Origin of the sequence: Actinacidiphila yanglinensis, from assembly GCF_900107965.1 — a bacterium.
Taxonomy (GTDB): Bacteria; Actinomycetota; Actinomycetes; order Streptomycetales; family Streptomycetaceae; genus Actinacidiphila; species Actinacidiphila yanglinensis.
Genome location: NZ_FNVU01000011.1, coordinates 61,976 through 82,069, shown reverse-complemented (window position 1 = coordinate 82,069; position 20,094 = coordinate 61,976). Strand labels below are relative to the sequence as shown.

Here is a 20,094-nt window from a genome sequence, read left to right as displayed (position 1 = left end):
CCGTCAATGTGTGCAGTATGACCATGGAGGACGGACGGGGATGGGGATCGACGCGCTGGACGGTCGGCTGATCACGCTGCTGGATCAGGAGCCGCGGATCGGCGTGCTGGAGGCGTCGCGGCGGCTGGGGGTGGCGCGCGGCACCGTGCAGGCCCGGCTCGACCGGCTGCGGGCCAACGGGGTGATCCGTGGTTTCGGGCCCCAGGTGGACCCGGCGGCGTTGGGCTACCCGGTGACGGCGTTCGCCACCCTGGAGATCCGGCAGGGCCAAGGCGCGGACGTGCGGGCCCATTTGGCGGGCGTGCCCGAGGTGCTGGAGCTGCACACCACGACCGGCGAGGGCGACATGCTGTGCCGGCTGGTGGCCCGCTCGAACGCCGATCTCCAGCGGGTGATCGACCGGGTCGTCGGTTTTGATGGCATTGTCCGGGCCGCCACGGCGATCGTCATGGAGAACCCGGTACCGCTGCGGATCATCCCGCTGGTGGAGCAGGCCGCGCGGGACACCTGACGTCCGCGCGGGACGCGAGACGACGGGAGGAGGCCGGCGGTGGGTTTCTGGCAGTTCCTCTCCACCCGGCACCAGCAACTCCTCGTGGACGCCTACCAGCACGCCAGCGCGGTCTTCCAGTGCATGGTCATCGCCACCGTGATCGGGGTGCTGATCGCGGTGCTCACCTACCGCACCGAGTGGGCCGGCAACCTCGCGGTCACCACCACCGCGGCGATCCTCACCGTGCCCTCGCTGGCGCTGATCGGCCTGCTGATCCCGATCCTCGGCCTGGGCGTGCCCCCGACGGTGACGGCCCTGGTGCTGTACGGGCTGCTGCCGATCGTGCGCAACGCGATCGTCGGCCTGCGCGGGGTGGACGCCTCGCTGGTGGAGGCCGCCCGCGGCATCGGGATGTCCCGCACGGCCCGGCTGCTGCGGGTGGAGCTGCCGCTGGCGTGGCCGCCGATCCTGACCGGCATCCGGGTCTCCACGCAGATGCTGATGGGCATCGCCGCGATCGCCGCGTACGCCTCCGGGCCCGGCCTCGGCAACGAGATCTTCACCGGCATCGCCTCGCTGGGCAGTGCCAACGCGCTCAACGAGGTGCTGGCCGGCACGCTCGGCATCATCGTGCTCGCGCTGGCCTTCGACGCGGGCTACGTGCTGATCGGCCGGCTGACCATCCCCAGGGGGATTCGTGGCTGAGGCGGCGAAGGCGGAGGCGGGCGTCACGGCGGAGGCGGGGGCGGGCCCGCAGGACGAGCGGGGCCGGAGCGAGGGCCGGGGTCCGGGGACGCCCGGCGGGCCCGCGTCCGGCGCGACGATCGTGCTGGAGAACCTGACCAAGCGCTACCCGGGCAACCCGCGTCCCGCGGTGGAGAGCGTGAGCATGGAGATCAAGGCCGGCGAGACGGTGATCCTGGTCGGGCCGTCCGGCTGCGGCAAGTCCACCACGCTGAAGATGATCAACCGGCTGATCGAGCCGTCGTCCGGGCGGATCAGGATCGGCGACGAGGACGTCACCGCGATCGACCCGGTGAAGCTGCGCCGCAAGGTCGGCTACGCGATCCAGTCCTCCGGGCTGTTCCCGCACATGACGGTCGCCGAGAACATCGCGCTGGTGCCGAAGATGGTCGGCTGGGGCCGGACCCGGGTCAGGGACCGGGTGGAGGAGATGCTCGACCTGGTCGGCCTGGACCCTCGGGAGTTCCACGGCCGCTACCCGCGGCAGCTGTCCGGCGGCCAGCAGCAACGGGTGGGCGTGGCACGGGCGCTGGCCGCCGACCCGCCGGTGCTGCTGATGGACGAGCCGTTCGGCGCGGTCGACCCGATCACCCGCGACCACCTCCAGGACGAGCTGATCCGGCTGCAGCGCGACCTGCACAAGACGATCGTCTTCGTCACCCACGACTTCGACGAGGCGATCAAACTGGGCGACCGGATCGCGGTCCTGCGCGAGCGGTCGCACATCGCGCAGTTCGACACCCCCGAGGCGATCCTGACCAACCCGGCCGACGAGTTCGTCTCCGGTTTCGTGGGCGCGGGCGCGGCGTTGAAGCGGCTGAACCTGACCCGGGTGCGGGACGTGGAGATCGCCGACTTCGCCGCGGTGACGGTCGACGAACCGCTCCAGTCCATCGTCGAGCTGCTGCGCGCCGGCCAGCACAACGAGTTGCTGCTGCTCGACCACCGCCGGCGCCCGTACAAGTGGCTGCGGCGCGGCGACCTGCTGCGGGCCCGGGGCTCGCTGGCCCGCTCCGGCACCCTCGTCACGCACACGGTGACCCGGGACGCGACGCTGCGGGACGCGCTGGAAGCGGTGCTCACCGACAGCGGGGGGCGGGTCGCGGTGACCGGGCGGCGCGGGGAGTTCATCGGCGTGGTGGACATGGAGACGCTGATGAACTCCGTGCACGAGATGCTGGAGGCGGACCGGCTGACCGCGCTGGAGCACCGGCACGAGCTGGACCAGGTCAGGACAGGCCGGGAGCAGGACGCGAGCCCGGTCGCCGGGGACCCCGGCGGGGACGGGGAGCCGCCGTCGTGACGGGTATACGCCCGCCCGGCGGGCGCGACGACGCGCCGAGCGCGCCCGGCACCCCGCCCGGGGAGCCCTCCGCGCCCGGGGACGACGGCGCGCGGGGCGGGGCGAACCGCTGGGACGACGGCGGGGCGGTCGCGGTCGCGGACGGCGACGACGGCGCGGCGGCGGGTGCCGGGGAGGACGCCGACGCCGCCGCCGGGCGGGCCGCGCACCGGCCGGCCCGCAAAGTGACCTGGCAGAAGCTGGTGTTCACCCCGGCCGTGCTGGTGGTCGCCCTGGTCGCCACCTACCTGTGGATCACCCACATCCACCTGGACGCGATCGAGCACAACTCGCTCGACAACGGCAACGTGCAGCTGCGGCTCTGGCAGCACATCCGGCTGACCGCGATCTCCACCTTCTGGGTGCTGGTGATCGCGATCCCGCTGGGCATCGCGCTGACCCGGCGCCGGCTGCGGCCGGTCGCCCCGGCGTTCACCGCGCTGGCCAACATCGGGCAGGCCACCCCGGCGATCGGCCTGCTGGCGCTGCTGGTGATCTGGCTGGGCATCGGCGCGCGGACCGCGATCATCGGCATCGTGGCGTACGCGGTGCTGCCGGTGCTGTCCAACACGGTGGCCGGGCTGCGGGCGATCGACCCGACGATGGTGGAGGCCGCGCGCGGCATCGGGATGTCCCCGCCCGGGGTGCTGACCCGGGTCGAACTCCCGCTCGCGGTCCCGCTGATCCTGGCCGGCGTGCGCACCGCGCTGGTGCTCAACGTGGGCACCGCGACGCTGGCGACCTTCGGGGGCGGCGGCGGGCTCGGCGACCTGATCACGTCGGGGATCGTCAACCAGCGGATGCCGGTGCTGATCCTCGGGTCGATCCTCACCGTGGCCCTGGCCCTGTTCGTGGACTGGCTCGCCTCGATCGCGGAGGCGCTGCTGCGGCCGCGCGGGCTCGGGGCGGACACGTGAGGCGGGCCGGCAGGCGCAGGGCGGTGGGGGCGCTCTCGCTGCTGGCGCTGTCGGCGCTGTCCGTCCTGTCGTCGTGCGGGCTGACCAGCGGCAGCCCGCTGGTGGCCGACGTGCGGCCGGGCACCCTCGGCCGCGGTAAGCCGCTCAAGGGCGCCTCGCTCACCGTCACCTCGAAGAACTTCAGCGAGAACATCATCCTCGGCGAGATGATCGGCCTGGTCTTCAAGGCCGCGGGTGCCTCCGTGCTGGACCGCACCAACATCACCGGCTCGATCGGCGCCCGCGAGGCGGTCAGGACCGGCCAGGCGGACGCGATGTACGAGTACACCGGCACCGCCTGGATCACCTACCTCGGGCACACCACCCCGATCAAGGACCCGCACGCGCAATGGGCGGCGGTGCGCGACGAGGACGTGAAGAACGGCCTGACCTGGCTGCCGCCGTCCACCCTGGACAACACCTACTCGCTCGCGATCAGCCGCGGCAACGAGGCGAAGTACCACCTCCGGACGCTCTCCCAGGTGGCGGCGCTGGCCCGCGGGAACCCCAAGGCGGTCTCGCTGTGCGTGGAGAACGAGTTCGCCTCCCGCCAGGACGGCCTGGTCGGGATGGAGAAGGCGTACGGCATGAACCTGCCGTCGGGCAGCATCCAGAAGATGGACGCCGGGATCATCTACACCCAGATCAACAAGTCCGGCTCCTGCCTGCTGGGCGAGGTGTACACCACCGACGGCCGGATCAGGTCCATGGACCTGACGGTGATGAAGGACGACCGGAACTTCTTCCCCAACTACAACGCGGCGCCGGTGATCCACTCCAAGACGTTCGACCGGTACCCGGTCATCGCGAAGCTGCTCGACCCGATCAGCGCGAAGCTCGACACCGCGGTCGCGCAGCAGCTCAACGCGAAGGTGGATGTGGACGGCCAGGACCCGCAGAGCGTCGCGAAGGACTGGCTGGTCAAGGAGGGCTTCCTCACCGAGGGTTGAGCCGGTCGCACAGATGCAAAGATTTTTTGCAAAGAAGTGTTGCAAAGAGTCTTTGCATGCCCCTACGGTACGAGTGTGCCCGAGAACCCCGCGGACGCCGTCCGCCCCGCAGATCCCGCAGACCCCGACCGCACGCCGCCGGCGCACCCGGCCGGCACCGCCGGCAGCGCCGGCAGCGCCGATCAGGTGCTCGACGACGGCACCGTCCGCGTGCTCGACCCGCGCTCGCTGCGCGCCCTCGCCCACCCGCTGCGGATGCAGATCCTGGGTGCGCTGCGCGACTACGGGCCGGCCACCGCCTCCGGGCTCGGCAGCCGGCTGGGCGAGTCCAGCGGGGCGACCAGCTACCACCTCCGGCAGCTTGCCGCGCGGGGCTTCGTCGAGGACGACCCGGAGCGCGGCACCGGCCGCGAGCGGTGGTGGCGGGCGGTGCACCGCGGTACCCGGTTCGACAGCGTCGACGAGTTCCTGGACCACCCCGACCCCGAGGTGCGCGGCGCGCTCCAGTCCTTCATGCACCAGGTCGCCGTGAACCACACCGAGCAGCTCACCGCCTGGCTCGGCACCTCGCACGAGTGGCCCGAGGCCTGGCGCGGCGCCGGCGACATGAGCAACTTCACCCTGCGGCTGACCCCTGAACTCCTCCTGGAACTGAGCGAGAAGGTGCAGGCGCTGGTCGACTCCTACCGCGGCCGGGTGCCCGAGCCGCCCGAGGACGCACACCCGCGCAGCCCCGCGGCCGACGGCTCGGCCAGCGTCCGCGTCCACTTCCACGCGTTCCCGCGTCGCGCCGACTGACCGCCCGCACCGCCTGCCACACCGCTTTCCGCACCGCCGGCCCGGCCGGCACCACCCACTCATCGCACACCACGGGGGGACCCGCCATGAGTACGTCAGCCATGCCCGCTTCCGGCCCGGAGCCGGGCCACCTGATATCCGGCCGGCCGCGGGACCGGCGCCCGCTCGTCCTGCTGCTCACCGCCAACGTCATCTCCATCGCGGGCAACATGCTCACGCTGGTGGCGATCCCGTGGTTCGTCCTGTCGACCACCGGCAGCCCGGCCCGCGCCGGTCTTGTCGCCTTCGCCTCGACCGTCCCCGTGGTGCTCGCCGCGCTGCTCGGCGGCCCGCTGATCGACCGGCTCGGCTACACGGTGACCAGCGTGGTCTCCGACGCGGTGTGCGCGCTGGCGGTGGCCGCCGTACCCGTCCTGCACATGACCGGCCATCTGACGTACGGCCTGCTGCTGGTGCTGGTCGCCGTCAGCGGGCTGTTCCACTCCCCGGGCGAGACCGCCCGAGAGGTGTTGATGCCGCGGTTGGCCGAACGGGCCGGCACCACCGTCGCGCGGGCCTCCAGCGGATACGAGGGGGCCTCGCGCGGGGCGCGGATGCTGGGCGCTCCCCTGGCCGGCCTGCTGATCGCGGGGATCGGCGCGGCGAACGTCCTGGTGCTGGACGCGGGCACCTTCGCGGTCTCGGCACTGCTGATCGGCCTGGGCGTCTCCGAGCGGGCGCGCGGCGAAAACGCGGTGGCGGCTGCCCCGGTCGCGTCGGCCGACGCGACCGGAGGACGGACCACGTTCGCGGCCTACCGGGCCGAACTGGCCGAGGGGTACCGCTACCTGGTGCGCGCCCGGTTGCTCTTCGCGGTGGTCGCGATGGTGATGGTGACCAACGCGATCGACCAGGCATGGTCGTCGGTGCTGCTGCCGGTCGACGCCCGACGGCACCTGGGCGGGTCGGTGGCCCTCGGCGCGGTCTCCGGCACGTTCGCGGCCTCCGCGCTGGTCGGCTCGCTGCTCTTCGGGGCGGTCGGCCACCGGTTCTCGCAGCGCGCCCTGTTCATCGGCGGCTTCCTGTGCTGCGGCTTCCCGCGCTACGCGGTGGGCGCGTTCGTGCCCGGGCTGGCGCCGCTGATCGTGGTGTGCGCGCTGTGCGGGCTGGGCGCCGGGATGCTCAACCCGATCATCGGTACGGAGATGGTCCGGCTGGTCCCGGAGCGGCTGCGCAGCCGGGTGTTCGGCGCGGTGACCTCGGGCGTCCTGATCGCGGTGCCGATGGGCGGGCTGCTCGGCGGGTACCTGGTGCAGTACGCCGGGCTGCGGACCGCGATGGCGGCGGCCGGCACGCTCTACCTGCTGACCACGCTGAGCCCGTTCGTCCTGCCCGCCTTCCGCGCGTGGGACGCGGCGGGTGCCGTCGCGGCCGAGGCCGCGCCGGAGCCGGTCGCCGCGGAGTCGTAGCACCGGCGGGGCGCCGGCCGGCCGGCGGACCCGCGGTCAGCAGGTGGCGGTCTTCTGGCCCGCGCGTACGGCCGACAGCGCGGACAGCGCGCTGTCCAGGCTGGTGACGGGGATGAGCTTCAGACCGCCGGGCAGTTCGGCCGTGGCGTCGCTGCACTCGCCGCGCGGCACGAGGAAGACGGTGGCGCCGTCCCGGACGGCGGCCCTCTCCTTGAGCGGCACCCCGCCGACCGCGCCGACCTTGCCGGAGCCGTCGATGGTGCCGGTGCCGGCGATCACCCGGCCGCCGGTCAGGTCGCCGCCGTGGCCGTCGCCGTCGATCTTGTCGATGATGCCGAGGCTGAACAGCAGGCCCGCACTCGGGCCGCCCACGTCGGCCAGCCGGAGGGTGACCTTCACCTGCGACGAGGAGAGGCGGAGGTGCTTCAGGGCGGCCGTGGTGGCGTCCTGCTGCGAGTCGGTCATCTCCTTCTCGTTGGCCTTCTCGATCTGCGCGACCGAGCCGCCGCTGGGGTAGACCGCGTCGCGGGGCATCGCCGCCTCGCTCGTGTCGAACCAGGCCTTCGCGACGTCCGAGAAGTGCACGCTGGCGTTCGGGGCGGTCGCCGCGACGGTCACCATCCGGAGCTGGCCGCTGGTCGGGCGCACCTTCGCCCCGGTCACCGTGATCACGGGGGTGCCCTTGTCGTTGCCCAGCACGTTGGCCGTCAGCCCGGGCTGCACGATGGACATCGGGAGCGGGGCGAGCGCGGCCACGGCCAGCAGCGCGACCACGACCGCGGCGCACACGGCGAGGGTCACGGTCCGGCGTGATGCGAGCATGCGCCGAGCTTAACCGGTCCCCCCGGGTGCCCCCGTCCCCCCCGTCCCGGGACCACCTGCCGGAGGCTGGTTACTCGCGCAGTTCCCCCGCGCCCCTGAGTCGGTGGCCCTCTTTTCGCGGAAGGAGCCGCACACACCAGGGGCGCGGGGAACTGCGCGAACAGCCACCGCGGACCGCAAGGTCCCGTGGCAACAGGACGGGGCACCCCGGAGGGTCAGGGCGCCCACGCGTCAGCGCAACGCCTCGGACACCTCCGTCGCCGCCTCGACCACACGCATACCCACCCGTTCCGGGACGGATTCCGCGAGCATGACAACCCCGACGCTGCCCTCGATCCCGGGCACCCCGAGCAGCGGCGCAGCCGCACCCGCCGCACCGGCCTCCAACTCACCGGACGTGATCACATACCTCGCATGATTCGTCGCGCCCCCCGCCCCGATCAGGCGATCGGTCCCGTCGAGCACCTCCCCGGCCACAGCCGCCCGCAGGGCCAACTCCGCGACCTCCGCGACCTCCTCGCCGTCCGCGTGCTCCCAGCCGCCCCCGTCGGGGGTGGGCTGCATGCCGCGGCCGGCGAGAATCGCCCGCCCCGCGGCGCCGCGGTCCAGCGGGTGCCGGAAACCGGTGCGGTAGGCCACGTGGTAATCGGTCCAGGTCGGCTCGACCACGGCGACGGCCAGCGCCTCCGTGCCGTCGACCAGGGTCAGATGGGCGGTCGCCCCGATGTCCTCGGCCAGCGCGCGCAGCGCCGGCAGCGCGGCCTCTCTCAGCAGCGGGTGCACCTGATGGGCGAGCCCCAGGACCCCGAGGCCCACCCGGGCCCGCCCGCCGAGGTCGCGCCGCACCAGCGAATGCTGCTCGAGCGTGGCCAGCAGGCGGTAGACCACCGTCCGGTTCACCCCGAGCTTCGCGGCCAACTCGGTCACGGTCAGGCCGTGATCGGTGTCGGCGAGCAGCTTGAGAACCCGTAGGCCCCGGTCGAGCGTTTGAGACGTCTCCGCGGTCACGACGCCCCCTCCTCGTGAAATCGGCGGCGCATCCCACAGTCCCCACGATCGGGTGCGCACTGCCGGTCCCGCGGCAGTGCGCGGAGAGGCCGCCGGTCGGTTCATTACCCGGCTGCGCTCCGCGGCTGCACTGCCACGGCGCGTGCGTGACCGGCACCGTAGCGAGGGAGTACCGCTGAGCGGAAGGGGTCGTCCACAATCCGGGCGTTCCCTTGACCGGACTTTGAGGTTCACCGGACGGCGGATCACCTACAATCCGGCGGAGATCACCGCATTCGGGTCGCCCATTCCTGGACCTTCTTGATGCGCTCGGCGAGTTGCCCCGCGCTCGCCTCCGCACTCGGCGGCCCGCCGCAGACCCGGCGCAGCTCGTTGTGGACGACACCGTGCGGTTTGCCGCTCTGGTGGTGGTACGCGGCGACCAGGGTGTTGAGTTGCTTGCGCAGTTCGAGGAGCTGGCGGTGGGTGACGATCGGCCGCCGCTCGGCGGGCAGTTCGAGCAGATCGGCCTCTTCGTCCGGCTTTTTCCTGCTGTGCGAGATCTGCCGGGCCTGCCGCCGCTGGAGCAGTATCTGCACCTGGTCCGGTTCCAGCAGCCCGGGGATGCCGAGGTAGTCCTGCTCCTCCTCGCTGCCCGGGTGGGCCTGCATGCCGAACTCGGCGCCGTCGAAGAGGACCCGGTCGAAGACCGCGTCGGACTCCAGCGCCTCGAAGGGCAGCATGTCGTCGTCGGTGGCCTCGTCCTCGGCCCGTTCGGCCTCCGCGAGGAGCTGGTCCTCCTCCGCGAACGGGTCCTCCTCGCCGCCCTTCTTGGGCTTGTCGAGCACGTGGTCGCGCTCGACCTCCATCTCGTTGGCGAACTCCAGCAGCATCGGGATGGTCGGCACGAACACCGACGCGGTCTCACCGCGCCGCCGGGACCGGACGAAGCGGCCCACGGCCTGCGCGAAGAACAGCGGGGTGGAGATGGTGGTGGCGTAGACGCCGACCGCGAGCCGGGGCACGTCGACGCCCTCGGAGACCATCCGGACCGCGACCATCCACCGGTCCTCGGACCCGGCGAACTGCTCGATCCGCTTGGAGGCACCGGTGTCGTCGGAGAGCACCAGGGTCGGCTTGTGCCCGGTCAGCTCCTTGAGCAGCTTGGCGTAGGCGCGGGCCGAGTCCTGGTCGGTGGCGATCACCAGGCCGCCCGCGTCGGGGATGCCCTTGCGGACCTCGGTCAGCCGCTGGTCGGCGCTCTTGAGCACGTTGGGGATCCAGTCGCCGGTGGGCGCGAGCGCGGTGCGCCACGCCTGGCCGGTGGCGTCCTTGGTCATCGGCTCGCCGAGGCGGGCGGACAGCTCGTCGCCGGCCCGGGTGCGCCAGCGCATGGTGCCGGAGTAGCTGAGGAAGATCACCGGGCGGACCACGCCGTCGGCGAGCGCGTTGCCGTAGCCGTACGTGTAGTCGGCCGCGGACCGGCGGATGCCGTCGTTGCCCTCCTCGTACGTCACGAACGGGATCGGGTTGGTGTCCGAGCGGAACGGGGTGCCGGTCAGCGCCAGGCGCCGGGTGGCCGGCTCGAACGCCTCCAGGCACGCCTCGCCCCAGGACTTGCTGTCGCCCGCGTGGTGGATCTCGTCGAGGATCACCAGGGTCTTGCGCTGCTCGCAGCGGTTGCGGTGCAGCATCGGCCGCACCCCGACACCCGCGTACGTCACCGCGACACCGTGGAACTCCCGCCCGACCGGGCCCGCGCTGTAGTCGGGGTCGAGCTTGATCCCTATCCGCGCGGCGGCGTCCGCCCACTGCGTCTTGAGGTGCTCGGTCGGGGCGACCACGGTGATCTGCTGCACCATGTGGTTGTGCAGCAGGTACGACGCCAGGCTGAGCGCGAAGGTGGTCTTGCCGGCGCCCGGGGTCGCGACCGCGAGGAAGTCCCTCGGCTGCGCCGCCACGTAGGCGTCGATGGCGCCCTGCTGCCAGGCCCTCAGCTTGTTCGCCGTGCCCCAGGGGGCCCTGCCCGGGAAGGCGGGCGACAGGTGGTGGGAGTGGGGGTGCGAGGCGGCGGTAGTCACGGTCTCCGTAAGGGGGTTGTCGGCGCGGGCGGCCGCGCGCGGGGCGGTTCGGTACGAAAACCGCCTCAGCCTACCGGGCGGTGCGCCGGCCGCCGGCGAGGACGGGAGCGTGCCGCGGCGGTGCGACCCACCTCACACTGCGGTGCCCTGGCGGGGCGTGGTGCGCCCCCGGTGCGGCAGACTGCGGGGACGCGACACGAGCCGTGGCGGGCGCGGACGAAGCCGGGGGGCGGAATGGAAGGCGGCAGGGGCCGACACAGGCGGGCGCTGGCCGGTGCGGTGGTGCTGGCCGCGGTGGCGGTGCTGGGCGGATGCGGCAGGCACGCGGGCACGCCCTACCGGCCGCCGGGCCGGGGCCAGGCGGCGATCCTGCTGACCGCCGACGAGGCCGGGTCCGGCCTGGACCTCAACACGATCCGTGCCGACGACGGGATGGCCTTCGCCCCCGACGGCTCGCTCTACCTGCTGCGCACCGACCTGTTCCGGATCTCGCCCGACCGCAAGGTGTCGCGGGTGTGGCGGGCCGGCGCCTACGTCACCGGCGGGCTCGCGGTGCTCCCGGACGGCGCGCTCGCGGTCGGCGTGCGCGGCGGGGTGCTGCGGGTCGACCGGCACGGCAAGGCGTCCACACTCGCGGGCGTCCCCGACCCGGCGCCCGGGAAGGCGACCGGCACGGTGGCGGCCGCGGGCTCCGGGCCGTTCGTCGGCGTGGCCCGGCCGCTGGGGTCGCGGCCGGACGGCACTTTGCTGGTCCAGGACTCCATGGCCGTGTGGGCGGTCAGGAACGGCGTCGTGACGAAGGTGCTGGACTCCCCCGCCAACAGCGCCACCCTGGACGCCGACAGCGACGAGGTGCCGGTGCGGTCCACCGCCGACGCGGCCGGCGACGTGTACTTCATGTCCGTGGCCAGGCCGCTCGACGGCCTCGCCGACCGCATCACCCGGGTCACCCCGGAGGGCAAGGCCGCGCATGTCCCCGTGCCGCAGCGGATCGCCGGACTGGCCGGCGGTCCCGGCCGGCTGCACGTGGAGTCGCTGGCCGGGGACGGGGCCGACGGCGTCTACGTCGACGCGCTCGACGACGACACCTCCACCAGCGGACTGGACGACTACGTCCTGCACCTGTCCGGCGGCAGGGCCGAGGTCGTCGCGCACAGCCACACCACCGAGCACGTCCTCGACTGCACCCTGACGCACCCGGTCGGCGCCCGCGAACTGCCCTGCGCCCTCCCGCAGGGCATGGCCTACCACCGCGGCGCGCTCGCGCTGGACGGCATGGTCCACTACACGCTCGAGGTGGCCGTCTCCTGACCGCGGGCGGGCGCCCGCCCGGCGCGCAGCCGGGCCGCGACCGCCACGCCGGACAGCGCGAGGGCCGCCGCGGGCAGGAACACCGCCGCGAACGCCGCCGGATGGCCGGCCGCGGCGCTGGCGGCGGCCCCGCCGGCGGCGCCCACCGAACCACCGCCGAGCGCGGTGAAGACGGTGCCGGCGGCGCCGACCACCAGCACGTTGGACAGCGAGTCGGAGACCTGGAGGGCGGCGGAGTTGGCGCCGGCCTCGGCCGGCGGGGACAGCCGCAGCATCAGCACGCTCAGCACCGAGATGGCCAGCCCCATGCCGAGGCCGCCCGCACACCACGCCACCGCCACGATCCACGGCGGCACCGCGTGCAGCAGGGCCAGCGGCACCGAGCCGATCGCGCCGGCGGTCAGCACCATGCCGACCTGCACCAGCCGTTCGCGGACCGGCTCCAGCCGCGGCCGGGCCTGGACGGAGGAGCCCAGCGCCCAGGTCAGGCCGCCACCGGCCAGCGACAGCCCGGCCAGCGTCGGGGACAGCCCCCGCTGGGTGACCAGCATCAGCGGCACGAAGCTCTCCGCGGCCATGAACGAGCCGGCCGCTATGCCGCGCATCAGGACCACCGTGGGCAGGCCCCGCGCGGCGCGGAACGTCCCGTGCGGCAGCAGCCGCAGCGCCGCCGGCACCAGCAGCCCGGCGCCGGCCGCGGCCGGCAGCGCGGACCACGGGCGCAGGTCCTGACCCGCGTACTGGAGCAGCGCCGCCCCGCCGGACAGCGCCGCCGCCCAGCAGATCCGGCCGGCGTCGAGCCGGCGCCCGGGCCCGGACCGGCGCCGCTCCTCCCGCGCGCCCCGGGTGGCCCGGCGCAGCGCGGGGAGCATGACCGCCAGCGGCAGCACCACCAGCACCGGGATCGCCAGGAACACCCAGCGCCAGCCGAGTTGCTGGGTGACCGTCCCGGACACCAGCGGCCCGACGATCGAGGGCACCACCCAGGACGCGGAGAACGCGGCCATCACCGCGGGCCGCAGCCGCTCCGGGTAGGCCCGGCCCACCACCACGTACAGCGCCACGATCACCAGGCCGCCGCCGAGGCCCTGCACCGCGCGGCCCAGGACGAACACGCCCATCGACGCGGCGGTCCCGCTGACCACCAGACCGGCGGCGAACCCGGCGATCCCGGTGGCCAGTGGGGCCGTCGGCCCGCTGCGGTCGCACCACTGCCCGCTCACCACCATCGCGAGCAGCGAGGTGGTGAAGTACCCGGAGAACGCGAACGCGTAGAGCCCCAGCCCATGCAACTCCCGGGCGGCGACCGGCATCGCGGTGCTCACCGCGGTCGCCTCGAAGGCGATCAGCAGCACCACCGAGACGATGCCGAGGGTCAGCGCGCGGTAACGGCGCGACAGCACGCCGCCGTCGGCCGCCTCGGCTCCCTCGGCCTCCTTGGCTCCCCTGTCCGTCGTGGCCGTCCTGGTCAGGGCGGCCGACGTCCCGGCCGCGGCGAGCCGGCCGTCGCCGCCGCCACTTCGCGTGGTCGGTCCCGTCGATGCCATCCGGCCAGGGTAAGGGGCACCGAGCATGGTGCGCCCCTACCCGTCGTCCGAAATCGGCTCCGCCCCCGGCCCGAGGCGGCCGGGCCGGTCCATGAACGGCGTATGGCAGTCCTGTTGCGGCACGGGCCGGGGCGTTGACCCGCGGCCGTGCGGCCCGCGATTGTGGACGCAGCACACCAGCACAGCAGGAAACCAGCACGGCCGCGTGCCCGAGTGGTCAGGGACTCGTCTGCAAAGCGAGCTACACCGGTTCGAATCCGGTCGCGGCCTCCACCCCGTCCCGCCGTCGGCGGCGGCGGCTCACCTGAGCGCCACCACGGCGACGATCACCGCGATCACCGCGACCAGGGCGGCGATCGCCGCCGTGATCTTCGCGGCGCTGTACGGGCGTTCACCGATCACCTCGCCGGTGCGGGCGTTCACCATGACCTGCCAGCTGCGGCCCGCGTGCAGGTACGTCAGGAACCACACCGGCAGCAGCATCAGCTTGAAGGTCACGTCGTCGTAGCGCGTGTCCACCGAGGAGACCCGCTGCTCGTCACCGCCGATGTCGGCGCGGCAGTCCGCCTCGATCACCGGCGCCATCCGCTGCTTGGCCGTCTCCAGGCCCTGCTCGGGCTCGACGTCGTAGCGGACCGTCTGGAAGCCGGCCAGGTACTCCGGCTGGTAGGGGCGGGCCTCCGCCAGCGGCCAGGGGGTGAGCTTGTCCAGCTGCTCGGTCGCGACATGGCCGGTGGCGGCCACCAGGAGGTCGTCGAAGCCCCGCGCGACGGTGCCGGAGGCGTGGTGCCAGCGGGTGTGCCGCACCTGCCGGGTCCGGGTGACCTGCTCGCCGTTCTCCGTCGTGGTGTAGGTCTCGGTGGTGTAGTAGTGGATGCCGCGCTGGCCCTCGTAATGGGAGGTGGTCGCCGCGTCGAAGGTCCAGTGCGGCAGGTAACTGCCCTTGAACGTCTCCGCCTCGGTCACCTTCTTCAGGCTGCCCGGCGCGAACCACCGCGAGGACGTCCACGTGTTGAGGCGGTCCCGGGCGGCGCCGCGGTCCAGGCCGAACGGGACGACCGCCTCGGGCACCACCCGCTCGGTCAGCTCCGGGTCGGCGACCAGGGGGGTCGCGCAGAACTGGCAGCGCGCCGACAGGTCGTCGGTCTCCGTGCGGGCACCGCAGCCGGGGCAGAGGAAGGCGAGCGCCGCGCCCAGCGCCGTCGCCCGCGGCTTGGCCGGCAGCGCCGCCAGCTCCTCGATGGGGTGCTCCCGCACCTGCCGCGGCACCGCGGTGACCTGCCGCTCGTGGCCGCAGTACGGGCACTTCAGCGCGCCGGCGCCCGGCGCGAACTCCACGGTGGCGCCGCACGCCTCGCAGGGGTACGACTGGCCGCCCGCGCCCGACCCCGCGGGACCGGCGGCCGGGACGTCCTCCGGGCCGCGCTCTTCCGTGCTCATGGCTGTGCTCTCCCCACCCTCGTCGTCCGTCCGGGCCCGCGCCCCGCGCGTGCCCGGTGTGCCGGCGTGCGTGCCGACGCACGTCGCGGCGTGCGTACCGCCGCCCTGCCCGGTGCCCGGGTGCTCACGCCTGCGGCGGCAGCGGCGGCGGAACGGCGCCGAACAGCCCGCCGACCTCCGGGACCTGGGCGGCCGGCAGCCAGCCGGCCATGCCGTCCTTCCAGACCAGCGTCTCGCGGGTGAGGCTGCCCGCGGCGACCAGGCCGGACAGCGCCGTGCTGTCGTACGGGCCCTGCTGGGCGCCGCCGATCCCGACGAACCACTGCGCGGGCCGGGGCAGCGGCGGCGGGACGGCCGCGGCGGGGGCCGGAGCGGCTGCGGCGGCCGGCGCCGGGGTGGCGGGCGCGGCAGCCGGGGCGCCCTGCGGGGTCAGCCCCGCGGCGATCCGCTGGCCCATCGCCATGCCGATGCCCAGGCCCACCCCCTCGCCCGCGCCGCCCGGGTTGCGGGCCGCGTCCCCGATCGCGTTCGCCGCCTGGAACTGCGTGAACCGGTCGAGGTTGCCCGCGATGCCCATCCGCGAGCGGGTGTCGATGGCCTGCTCGACCTCCGGGGGCAGCGAGATGTTCTCGATCACGAACTTCGGCACGGAGATGCCGACCGCGGCGAGTTCCTCGCTGAGCACCACGGCCAGCCGGGCACCGATCGCGTCCTGCTGCGTGGCCAGGTCCAGCATCGGCACGCCCGAGGTGGCCAGCGCGTTGGACAGCCGCCCGACGATCAGCTGCCGCAGGTACTCCTGCACTTCCTCGGTGCGGAACTGCGGGTCGGTGCCGGCCAGTTCGCGCAGCAGCGCGGCCGGGTCCACCACCTTCGCGGCGAACGAGCCGAACGCGCGCAGCCGGACCATCCCGAACTCGGCGTCCCGCACGATCACCGGGTTCGCCGTGCCCCACTTCATGTCGGTGAACTGGCGGGTCGTGACGAAGTAGACCTCGGCCTTGAACGGCGAGTCGAACCCGTACTTCCAGCCCTTCAGGGTGGACAGCACCGGCATGTTCTGCGTCTGGAGGGTGTACGTGCCCGGGGTGTAGACGTCCGCGATCTGCCCCTCGTTGACGAACACCGCCGTCTGGGACTCGCGGACGACGAGCCGGGCGCCCATCTTGATCTCGTTGTCGTGCCGCGGGAAACGCCACACGAGGGTGTCCCGACTGTCGTCGGTCCACTCCACGATGTCGATGAACTCGCCCCGGATCGCGTCGAACAGGCCCACGCCCGTCCCCCATTCCGCGCTTTTCGCGCACATCCCGCCCATACCGTCCAAGCGCCCGGGCGCGCCCGAACCCGGGCACTCTAACAACCGCCCCGGGGCGTGTCCGCAAAGACGCGGGCTCCGGAGCCGCCGGTTCCCGCAGCGGATTGGCCCCGAGATCACGTGCGCCAGTGGCCCATGTCAGCGGGCCGCGCGGGCCGTAGCGTCAGGGGTATGACACGACGAGCGAGGTACGCGCAGCACGCGCCGGATGTCTTCAGGACGATGCTGGCGTTCAGTCAGGCCCCGGCGAAGGGGCTGGACCCGGTGGTCGGGGAACTGGTCAAGATCAGGGCCTCCCAGATCAACCACTGCGCGTTCTGCCTGGACATGCACGTGAAGGACGCCCGCAAGGCGGGCGAGAGCGACGAGCGGATCGACCTGCTCGCGGCCTGGGAGGAGGCCGGCGACCTCTACTCCGAGAAGGAGCGGGCCGCACTCGCCCTGACCGAGGCGGTGACCCTGCTCACCGACGGGTTCGTGCCGGACGAGGTCTACGCCCGGGCCGCCGAGCACTTCGACGAGGCCGAACTGAGCCACCTGGTCGGTGCGATCGTGGCGATCAACGCGTGGAACCGTTTCAACGTGGCCTTCCGCACCCCGCCCGGGGCACGGGCATGAGCGGCACCGCGAGCGCGCTGCTCGCCCTGCACCACGGCCGCGCGGCCGACGATCCCCTGGTGCTGCCCGGTCCGTGGGACGCCGCCAGCGCGCGGGTGTTCGCGGACGCGGGCTTCCCCGCCCTCGCGACGCCGAGCGCGGGGGTCTCGGCGTCGCTCGGCTACTCCGACGGGCACGGCACTCCCCCGGCCGAGATGTTCGCCGCGATCCGCCGGATCACCCGGGCGGTGGAGGTGCCCGTCAGCGCGGACGTCGAGGCCGGGTACGGGCTGCCCGCCAAGGAACTGGTGGAGCGGCTGCTCGACGCGGGGGCCGTCGGCTGCAACCTGGAGGACTCCGATCCCGCGACGGGTGCGCTCCGGGACCCGGCCGCCCAGGCGGAGTTCCTCGCGGAGGTGCGGAGTGCGGCGGGTGACGCGCTCGTCATCAACGCGCGGGTCGACGTCTACCTGCACGGTACGGAGCGGACGCCCGCGGCGGCGGTGGCCCGCGGCCTGCTCTACGCCCGCGCGGGAGCGGATGTCCTCTACCCGATTCTCGCGCCGCCGGCCCAACTGGCCGCGATCGCGGAGGGGGTGGGGATTCCGGTGAACGCGCTGTGCAAGGCGGGTGGGCCCGCACCCCGCGAACTCGGGGTCTTCGGAGCGACCCGGGTCACCTTCGGAGGGGGGTTGCAGCAGCAGGCAACCGATGCGCTCCGCGCGGTAGCGGAAGGGCTGACCGCCTGAAGTACCCGCCCCCGTAGGTCCCCGGATCTTGCGGTGCGGCTTCTTCCGCGGCCCCGGGGGTGCCCCGTCCTGCGCGTGGGGGACCTTGCGGTCCGCGGTGGCTTGCCGCGCAGTTCCCCGCGCCCCTGGTATGTGCGGCTTCTTCCGCGAAAAGAGCGTCACCAACCCAAGGGGCGCGGGTGGGGACGGGCCGTGGGGGCAACGGCGGGGCGCCCCGGGGGGCTTACGGGGTGGGGGGTTTGACGACGGCGGCCTGGGGACGGATCGGAAGACGGTTGACGGGCCGCCCCGTCGCCGCGCGAACAGCCGCGGCGATCGCGGCCGGAGACGTCACGACAGGCACCGCGGAAACCGCCTTCGCACCGAACGGCGCGACCACATCACGTTCCTCGACGAGCTTGACGATGCGCACGTCGGGCGCGTCGAGCGCGGTCGGCAGCGGATACCCCGTGAGGTTGGGGCGTTTGACGATGCCGCGGGGCGCCCGCAGATCCTCCATGAGGGCGAGCCCGAGCCCCTGGGTGACGCCGGCCTCGATCCGTGCGGCGAGCTGCCGCGGATTCAGCACCCGCCCCACGTCCTGCGCGACGGCCAGCTCGACCACGCGGACCGCGCCGAGCTCGATGTCGACGTCGACCACCGCCCGCACCGCGCAGAAGGTGAGACCGACGAACGCGTCGCCCTGACCGGTGTCGTCGAGCCGGTCGGTGGGGTGCGGGCGGCACTGCGCGGTGGCCCACAGCTCCTTCCCGTCGAGGGTCTCCGCGACGGTCGTGGACAGCACCCCGTCGTAGGAGGTGATCTTGCCGTCGGCGATGGTCAGCAGTTCCACGGACATGCCGAACTTCGCGGCCAGCGGCTGGAGGAGCTGGGTGCGGACCATCTTCGCGGCGCGCTCCACCGCCCCGCCCGACACCCAGGTGTGCCGCCCGCGCGCGGCGGGCCCGGCCGGCGGCTGGTCGGTGTCGGACGGCAGCACCCGCACGTCGTCGACCCCCAGCACCTCCTGCACGATCTGCCGGGCGAGCGTGGTGAAGCCCTGGCCGGTCTCGACGGCCGCGCAGATCACGGTGGCCCGCCCGTCGTGGATGCGCACGGTCGCGGTGGACACCTCGTCGGCGCCCTCGGCACCGAGCAGGTGCACCATGCCGAGCGCGTAGCCCACCCCGCGGCGCACCGCGCCGGGCTCGCCCGCGCCGGAGACGCCGCCGGGCAGCAGCCACTGGGACTCGTCGTCGCCGTCGGGCAGCGGCGGCAGGTCCGCGTCGCGCACGGCCTTGAGGAGCTCGCCGACCGGCGCCGGGCAGGTGACGGTCTGGCCGGTGGGCAGCAGGTCGCCGGTGGCCAGGACGTTCCGCATCCGGATCTCGGCCGGGTCCAGGCCGAGTTTCGCGGCCAGCTTGTCCATCTGGCCCTCGTAGGCCGCGCAGACCTGCACCGCGCCCTCGCCGCGGACGTGCCCGGAGGGCGGGTTGTTGGTGCGCACCACCCAGCCCTCGACGAAGACGTGCGGCACCACGTAGGGCCCGGCGGCGAAGGCGACCGCGGCGGCGAGCGCGTCCGAGGACGCGTCGGCGTAGGCGCCCGCGTCGAGCAGGACCTGCGCCTCGACCTTGACCAGGCGGCCGTCGGCGTCGGCGTGGTGGCGGTAGCGCAGCAGCGTGGGGTGGCGGTGGGCGTGGCCGAGGAAGGACTCCTCGCGGGTGGCCACGAACTTCACCGGGCAGCCGGTGCGCAGCGCGAGCAGGCCCAGCGGGAGCTGGATGCCGGAGTCCTCGCGGTCGCCCATCGCGCCGGGCACGCCGGTGACGACGACCTTGACCCGGTCGGCTTCGAGGCCGAAGCAGGCGGCGGCGATGTCGCGGTCGGCGTGCGGGTCGGTGGAGGCGACGTACAGTTCCACGCCGCCGTCGGGCCGGGGGACGGCCAGACCCGCCTCGGCGCCGATCGGCGCGGGGTCCTGGCGGCCGACCCGGTACAGGCCCTCGACCACGACCTCGCCGACCGCCTCCGGGTCGCCGAACTGGAGCGGGATGTGCCGGATCAGGTTGCCGTCGGGATGCAGCGGCTCCGCCGCGAACGCCTTCTCCGGGTCGGTGACCGGTTCCCGCACCTCGTACTCGACGAGGATCGCGGCCGCGGCCAGCCGCGCGGTGTCGGGGTGGTCGGCGGCGACCGCGGCGATCGGCTCGCCGTGGTGCCGGACGACGTCGTGGGCGAAGACCGGCCGGTCGGCGACCTTGCGGCCGTGCATGGCGTCGCCGGGCACGTCCTCGTGGGTGACGACCGCCCGCACGCCGGGCATGGCCACCGCGTCGGAGGTGTCGATCCGGACGATCCGCGCGTGCGGGTACGGCGAGCGCAGCACCGCCGCCCACAGCAGGCCCTCGGCCCACAGGTCGGCCGCGTACGGGTAGGTGCCCTGGGCCTTGGGCAGCGCGTCGGTGGAGGGCACCGGCTCGCCGATGCCGTGCGGTTCGCCGCCTTCCCCGGCCAGCGTCTCGGCCACCG

Annotated in this window: 17 protein-coding genes and 1 tRNA gene; 11 read left to right on the top strand and 7 right to left on the bottom strand. The window is 73.7% G+C overall.

All coding sequences use genetic code 11. The annotated features are described in order from the left end of the window. The first annotated feature begins 40 nt into the window (after positions 1 to 40). From C4U44_RS24320 to C4U44_RS24290, 7 genes are all read left to right on the top strand, one after another. Positions 41 to 511: an Lrp/AsnC family transcriptional regulator gene (locus C4U44_RS24320; protein ID WP_103888122.1), complete on the top strand. Its 471-nt coding sequence runs from the start codon at positions 41 to 43 to the stop codon at positions 509 to 511. Between the two features lie 39 nt (positions 512 to 550). Beyond that, positions 551 to 1,198: an ABC transporter permease gene (locus C4U44_RS24315; RefSeq protein ID WP_103888121.1), complete on the top strand. Its 648-nt coding sequence runs from the start codon at positions 551 to 553 to the stop codon at positions 1,196 to 1,198. A gap of 121 nt (positions 1,199 to 1,319) precedes the next feature. Further along, positions 1,320 to 2,540: a betaine/proline/choline family ABC transporter ATP-binding protein gene (locus C4U44_RS24310; protein WP_235032330.1), complete on the top strand. Its 1,221-nt coding sequence runs from the start codon at positions 1,320 to 1,322 to the stop codon at positions 2,538 to 2,540. Beyond that, positions 2,537 to 3,496 carry an ABC transporter permease gene (locus tag C4U44_RS24305; RefSeq protein WP_235032315.1) on the top strand — a complete coding sequence of 320 codons (960 nt, stop codon included), beginning with the start codon at positions 2,537 to 2,539 and terminating at the stop codon, positions 3,494 to 3,496. Before C4U44_RS24310 ends, C4U44_RS24305 begins: the two co-directional genes overlap by 4 nt. A gap of 23 nt (positions 3,497 to 3,519) precedes the next feature. Next, positions 3,520 to 4,485 carry a glycine betaine ABC transporter substrate-binding protein gene (locus tag C4U44_RS24300; RefSeq protein WP_103888119.1) on the top strand — a complete coding sequence of 322 codons (966 nt, stop codon included), beginning with the start codon at positions 3,520 to 3,522 and terminating at the stop codon, positions 4,483 to 4,485. A gap of 186 nt (positions 4,486 to 4,671) precedes the next feature. Further along, a complete protein-coding gene (locus C4U44_RS24295; RefSeq protein WP_235032329.1) occupies positions 4,672 to 5,283 on the top strand; it encodes an ArsR/SmtB family transcription factor in 612 nt (203 codons plus the stop codon). Between the two features lie 86 nt (positions 5,284 to 5,369). After that, complete coding sequence (locus C4U44_RS24290) at positions 5,370 to 6,731, top strand: MFS transporter (RefSeq protein ID WP_235032314.1); 1,362 nt, start codon at positions 5,370 to 5,372, stop codon at positions 6,729 to 6,731. A 36-nt stretch (positions 6,732 to 6,767) separates the two neighbouring features. Here C4U44_RS24290 and C4U44_RS24285 read toward each other — a convergent pair whose 3' ends face one another. The 3 genes from C4U44_RS24285 to C4U44_RS24275 all read right to left on the bottom strand — a co-directional run bounded on the left by C4U44_RS24285 (position 6,768) and on the right by C4U44_RS24275 (position 10,621). Further along, a complete protein-coding gene (locus C4U44_RS24285; protein ID WP_103888117.1) occupies positions 6,768 to 7,553 on the bottom strand; it encodes a hypothetical protein in 786 nt (261 codons plus the stop codon). A gap of 231 nt (positions 7,554 to 7,784) precedes the next feature. Then, positions 7,785 to 8,561: an IclR family transcriptional regulator gene (locus tag C4U44_RS24280; protein WP_103888116.1), complete on the bottom strand. Its 777-nt coding sequence runs from the start codon at positions 8,559 to 8,561 to the stop codon at positions 7,785 to 7,787. 266 nt (positions 8,562 to 8,827) lie between these two features. Continuing rightward, complete coding sequence (locus C4U44_RS24275) at positions 8,828 to 10,621, bottom strand: DEAD/DEAH box helicase (RefSeq protein WP_103888115.1); 1,794 nt, start codon at positions 10,619 to 10,621, stop codon at positions 8,828 to 8,830. Between the two features lie 234 nt (positions 10,622 to 10,855). On the opposite strand from C4U44_RS24275, the gene C4U44_RS24270 reads away from it, so the two are divergent. Then, positions 10,856 to 11,932, top strand: coding sequence for an SMP-30/gluconolactonase/LRE family protein (locus tag C4U44_RS24270; RefSeq protein ID WP_103888114.1), 1,077 nt, complete (start codon positions 10,856 to 10,858; stop codon positions 11,930 to 11,932). Here the strand turns inward: C4U44_RS24270 and C4U44_RS24265 are convergent. Then, entirely contained in the window at positions 11,905 to 13,479 is a 1,575-nt protein-coding gene (locus C4U44_RS24265) for an MFS transporter (RefSeq protein WP_103888113.1), read from the bottom strand. The genes C4U44_RS24270 and C4U44_RS24265 overlap by 28 nt on opposite strands. Before the next feature lie 199 nt (positions 13,480 to 13,678). On the opposite strand from C4U44_RS24265, the gene C4U44_RS24260 reads away from it, so the two are divergent. After that, a tRNA-Cys gene (locus C4U44_RS24260) sits at positions 13,679 to 13,752 on the top strand. Positions 13,753 to 13,779: 27 nt separating this feature from the next. On the opposite strand, the gene C4U44_RS24255 is transcribed toward C4U44_RS24260, so the two are convergent. After that, positions 13,780 to 14,919, bottom strand: a complete 1,140-nt coding sequence (locus tag C4U44_RS24255; protein WP_200823381.1) for a hypothetical protein — start codon at positions 14,917 to 14,919, stop codon at positions 13,780 to 13,782. A 124-nt stretch (positions 14,920 to 15,043) separates the two neighbouring features. After that, a complete protein-coding gene (locus C4U44_RS24250; protein WP_103888112.1) occupies positions 15,044 to 16,195 on the bottom strand; it encodes an SPFH domain-containing protein in 1,152 nt (383 codons plus the stop codon). Positions 16,196 to 16,408: 213 nt separating this feature from the next. Here C4U44_RS24250 and C4U44_RS24245 point away from each other — a divergent pair, with 213 nt between their 5' ends. Then, the gene (locus C4U44_RS24245) at positions 16,409 to 16,855 is read left to right on the top strand and encodes a carboxymuconolactone decarboxylase family protein (RefSeq protein WP_235032313.1); all 447 of its coding nucleotides are present in this window, start codon (positions 16,409 to 16,411) and stop codon (positions 16,853 to 16,855) included. After that, positions 16,852 to 17,583, top strand: a complete 732-nt coding sequence (locus C4U44_RS24240) for an isocitrate lyase/PEP mutase family protein (RefSeq protein WP_103888110.1) — start codon at positions 16,852 to 16,854, stop codon at positions 17,581 to 17,583. The genes C4U44_RS24245 and C4U44_RS24240 overlap by 4 nt, the downstream gene beginning before the upstream one ends. 223 nt (positions 17,584 to 17,806) lie before the next feature. Here the strand turns inward: C4U44_RS24240 and C4U44_RS24235 are convergent, their stop codons facing one another. Then, positions 17,807 to 20,080, bottom strand: coding sequence for a xanthine dehydrogenase family protein molybdopterin-binding subunit (locus C4U44_RS24235; RefSeq protein ID WP_407642886.1), 2,274 nt, complete (start codon positions 20,078 to 20,080; stop codon positions 17,807 to 17,809). Positions 20,081 to 20,094: the final 14 nt, after the last annotated feature.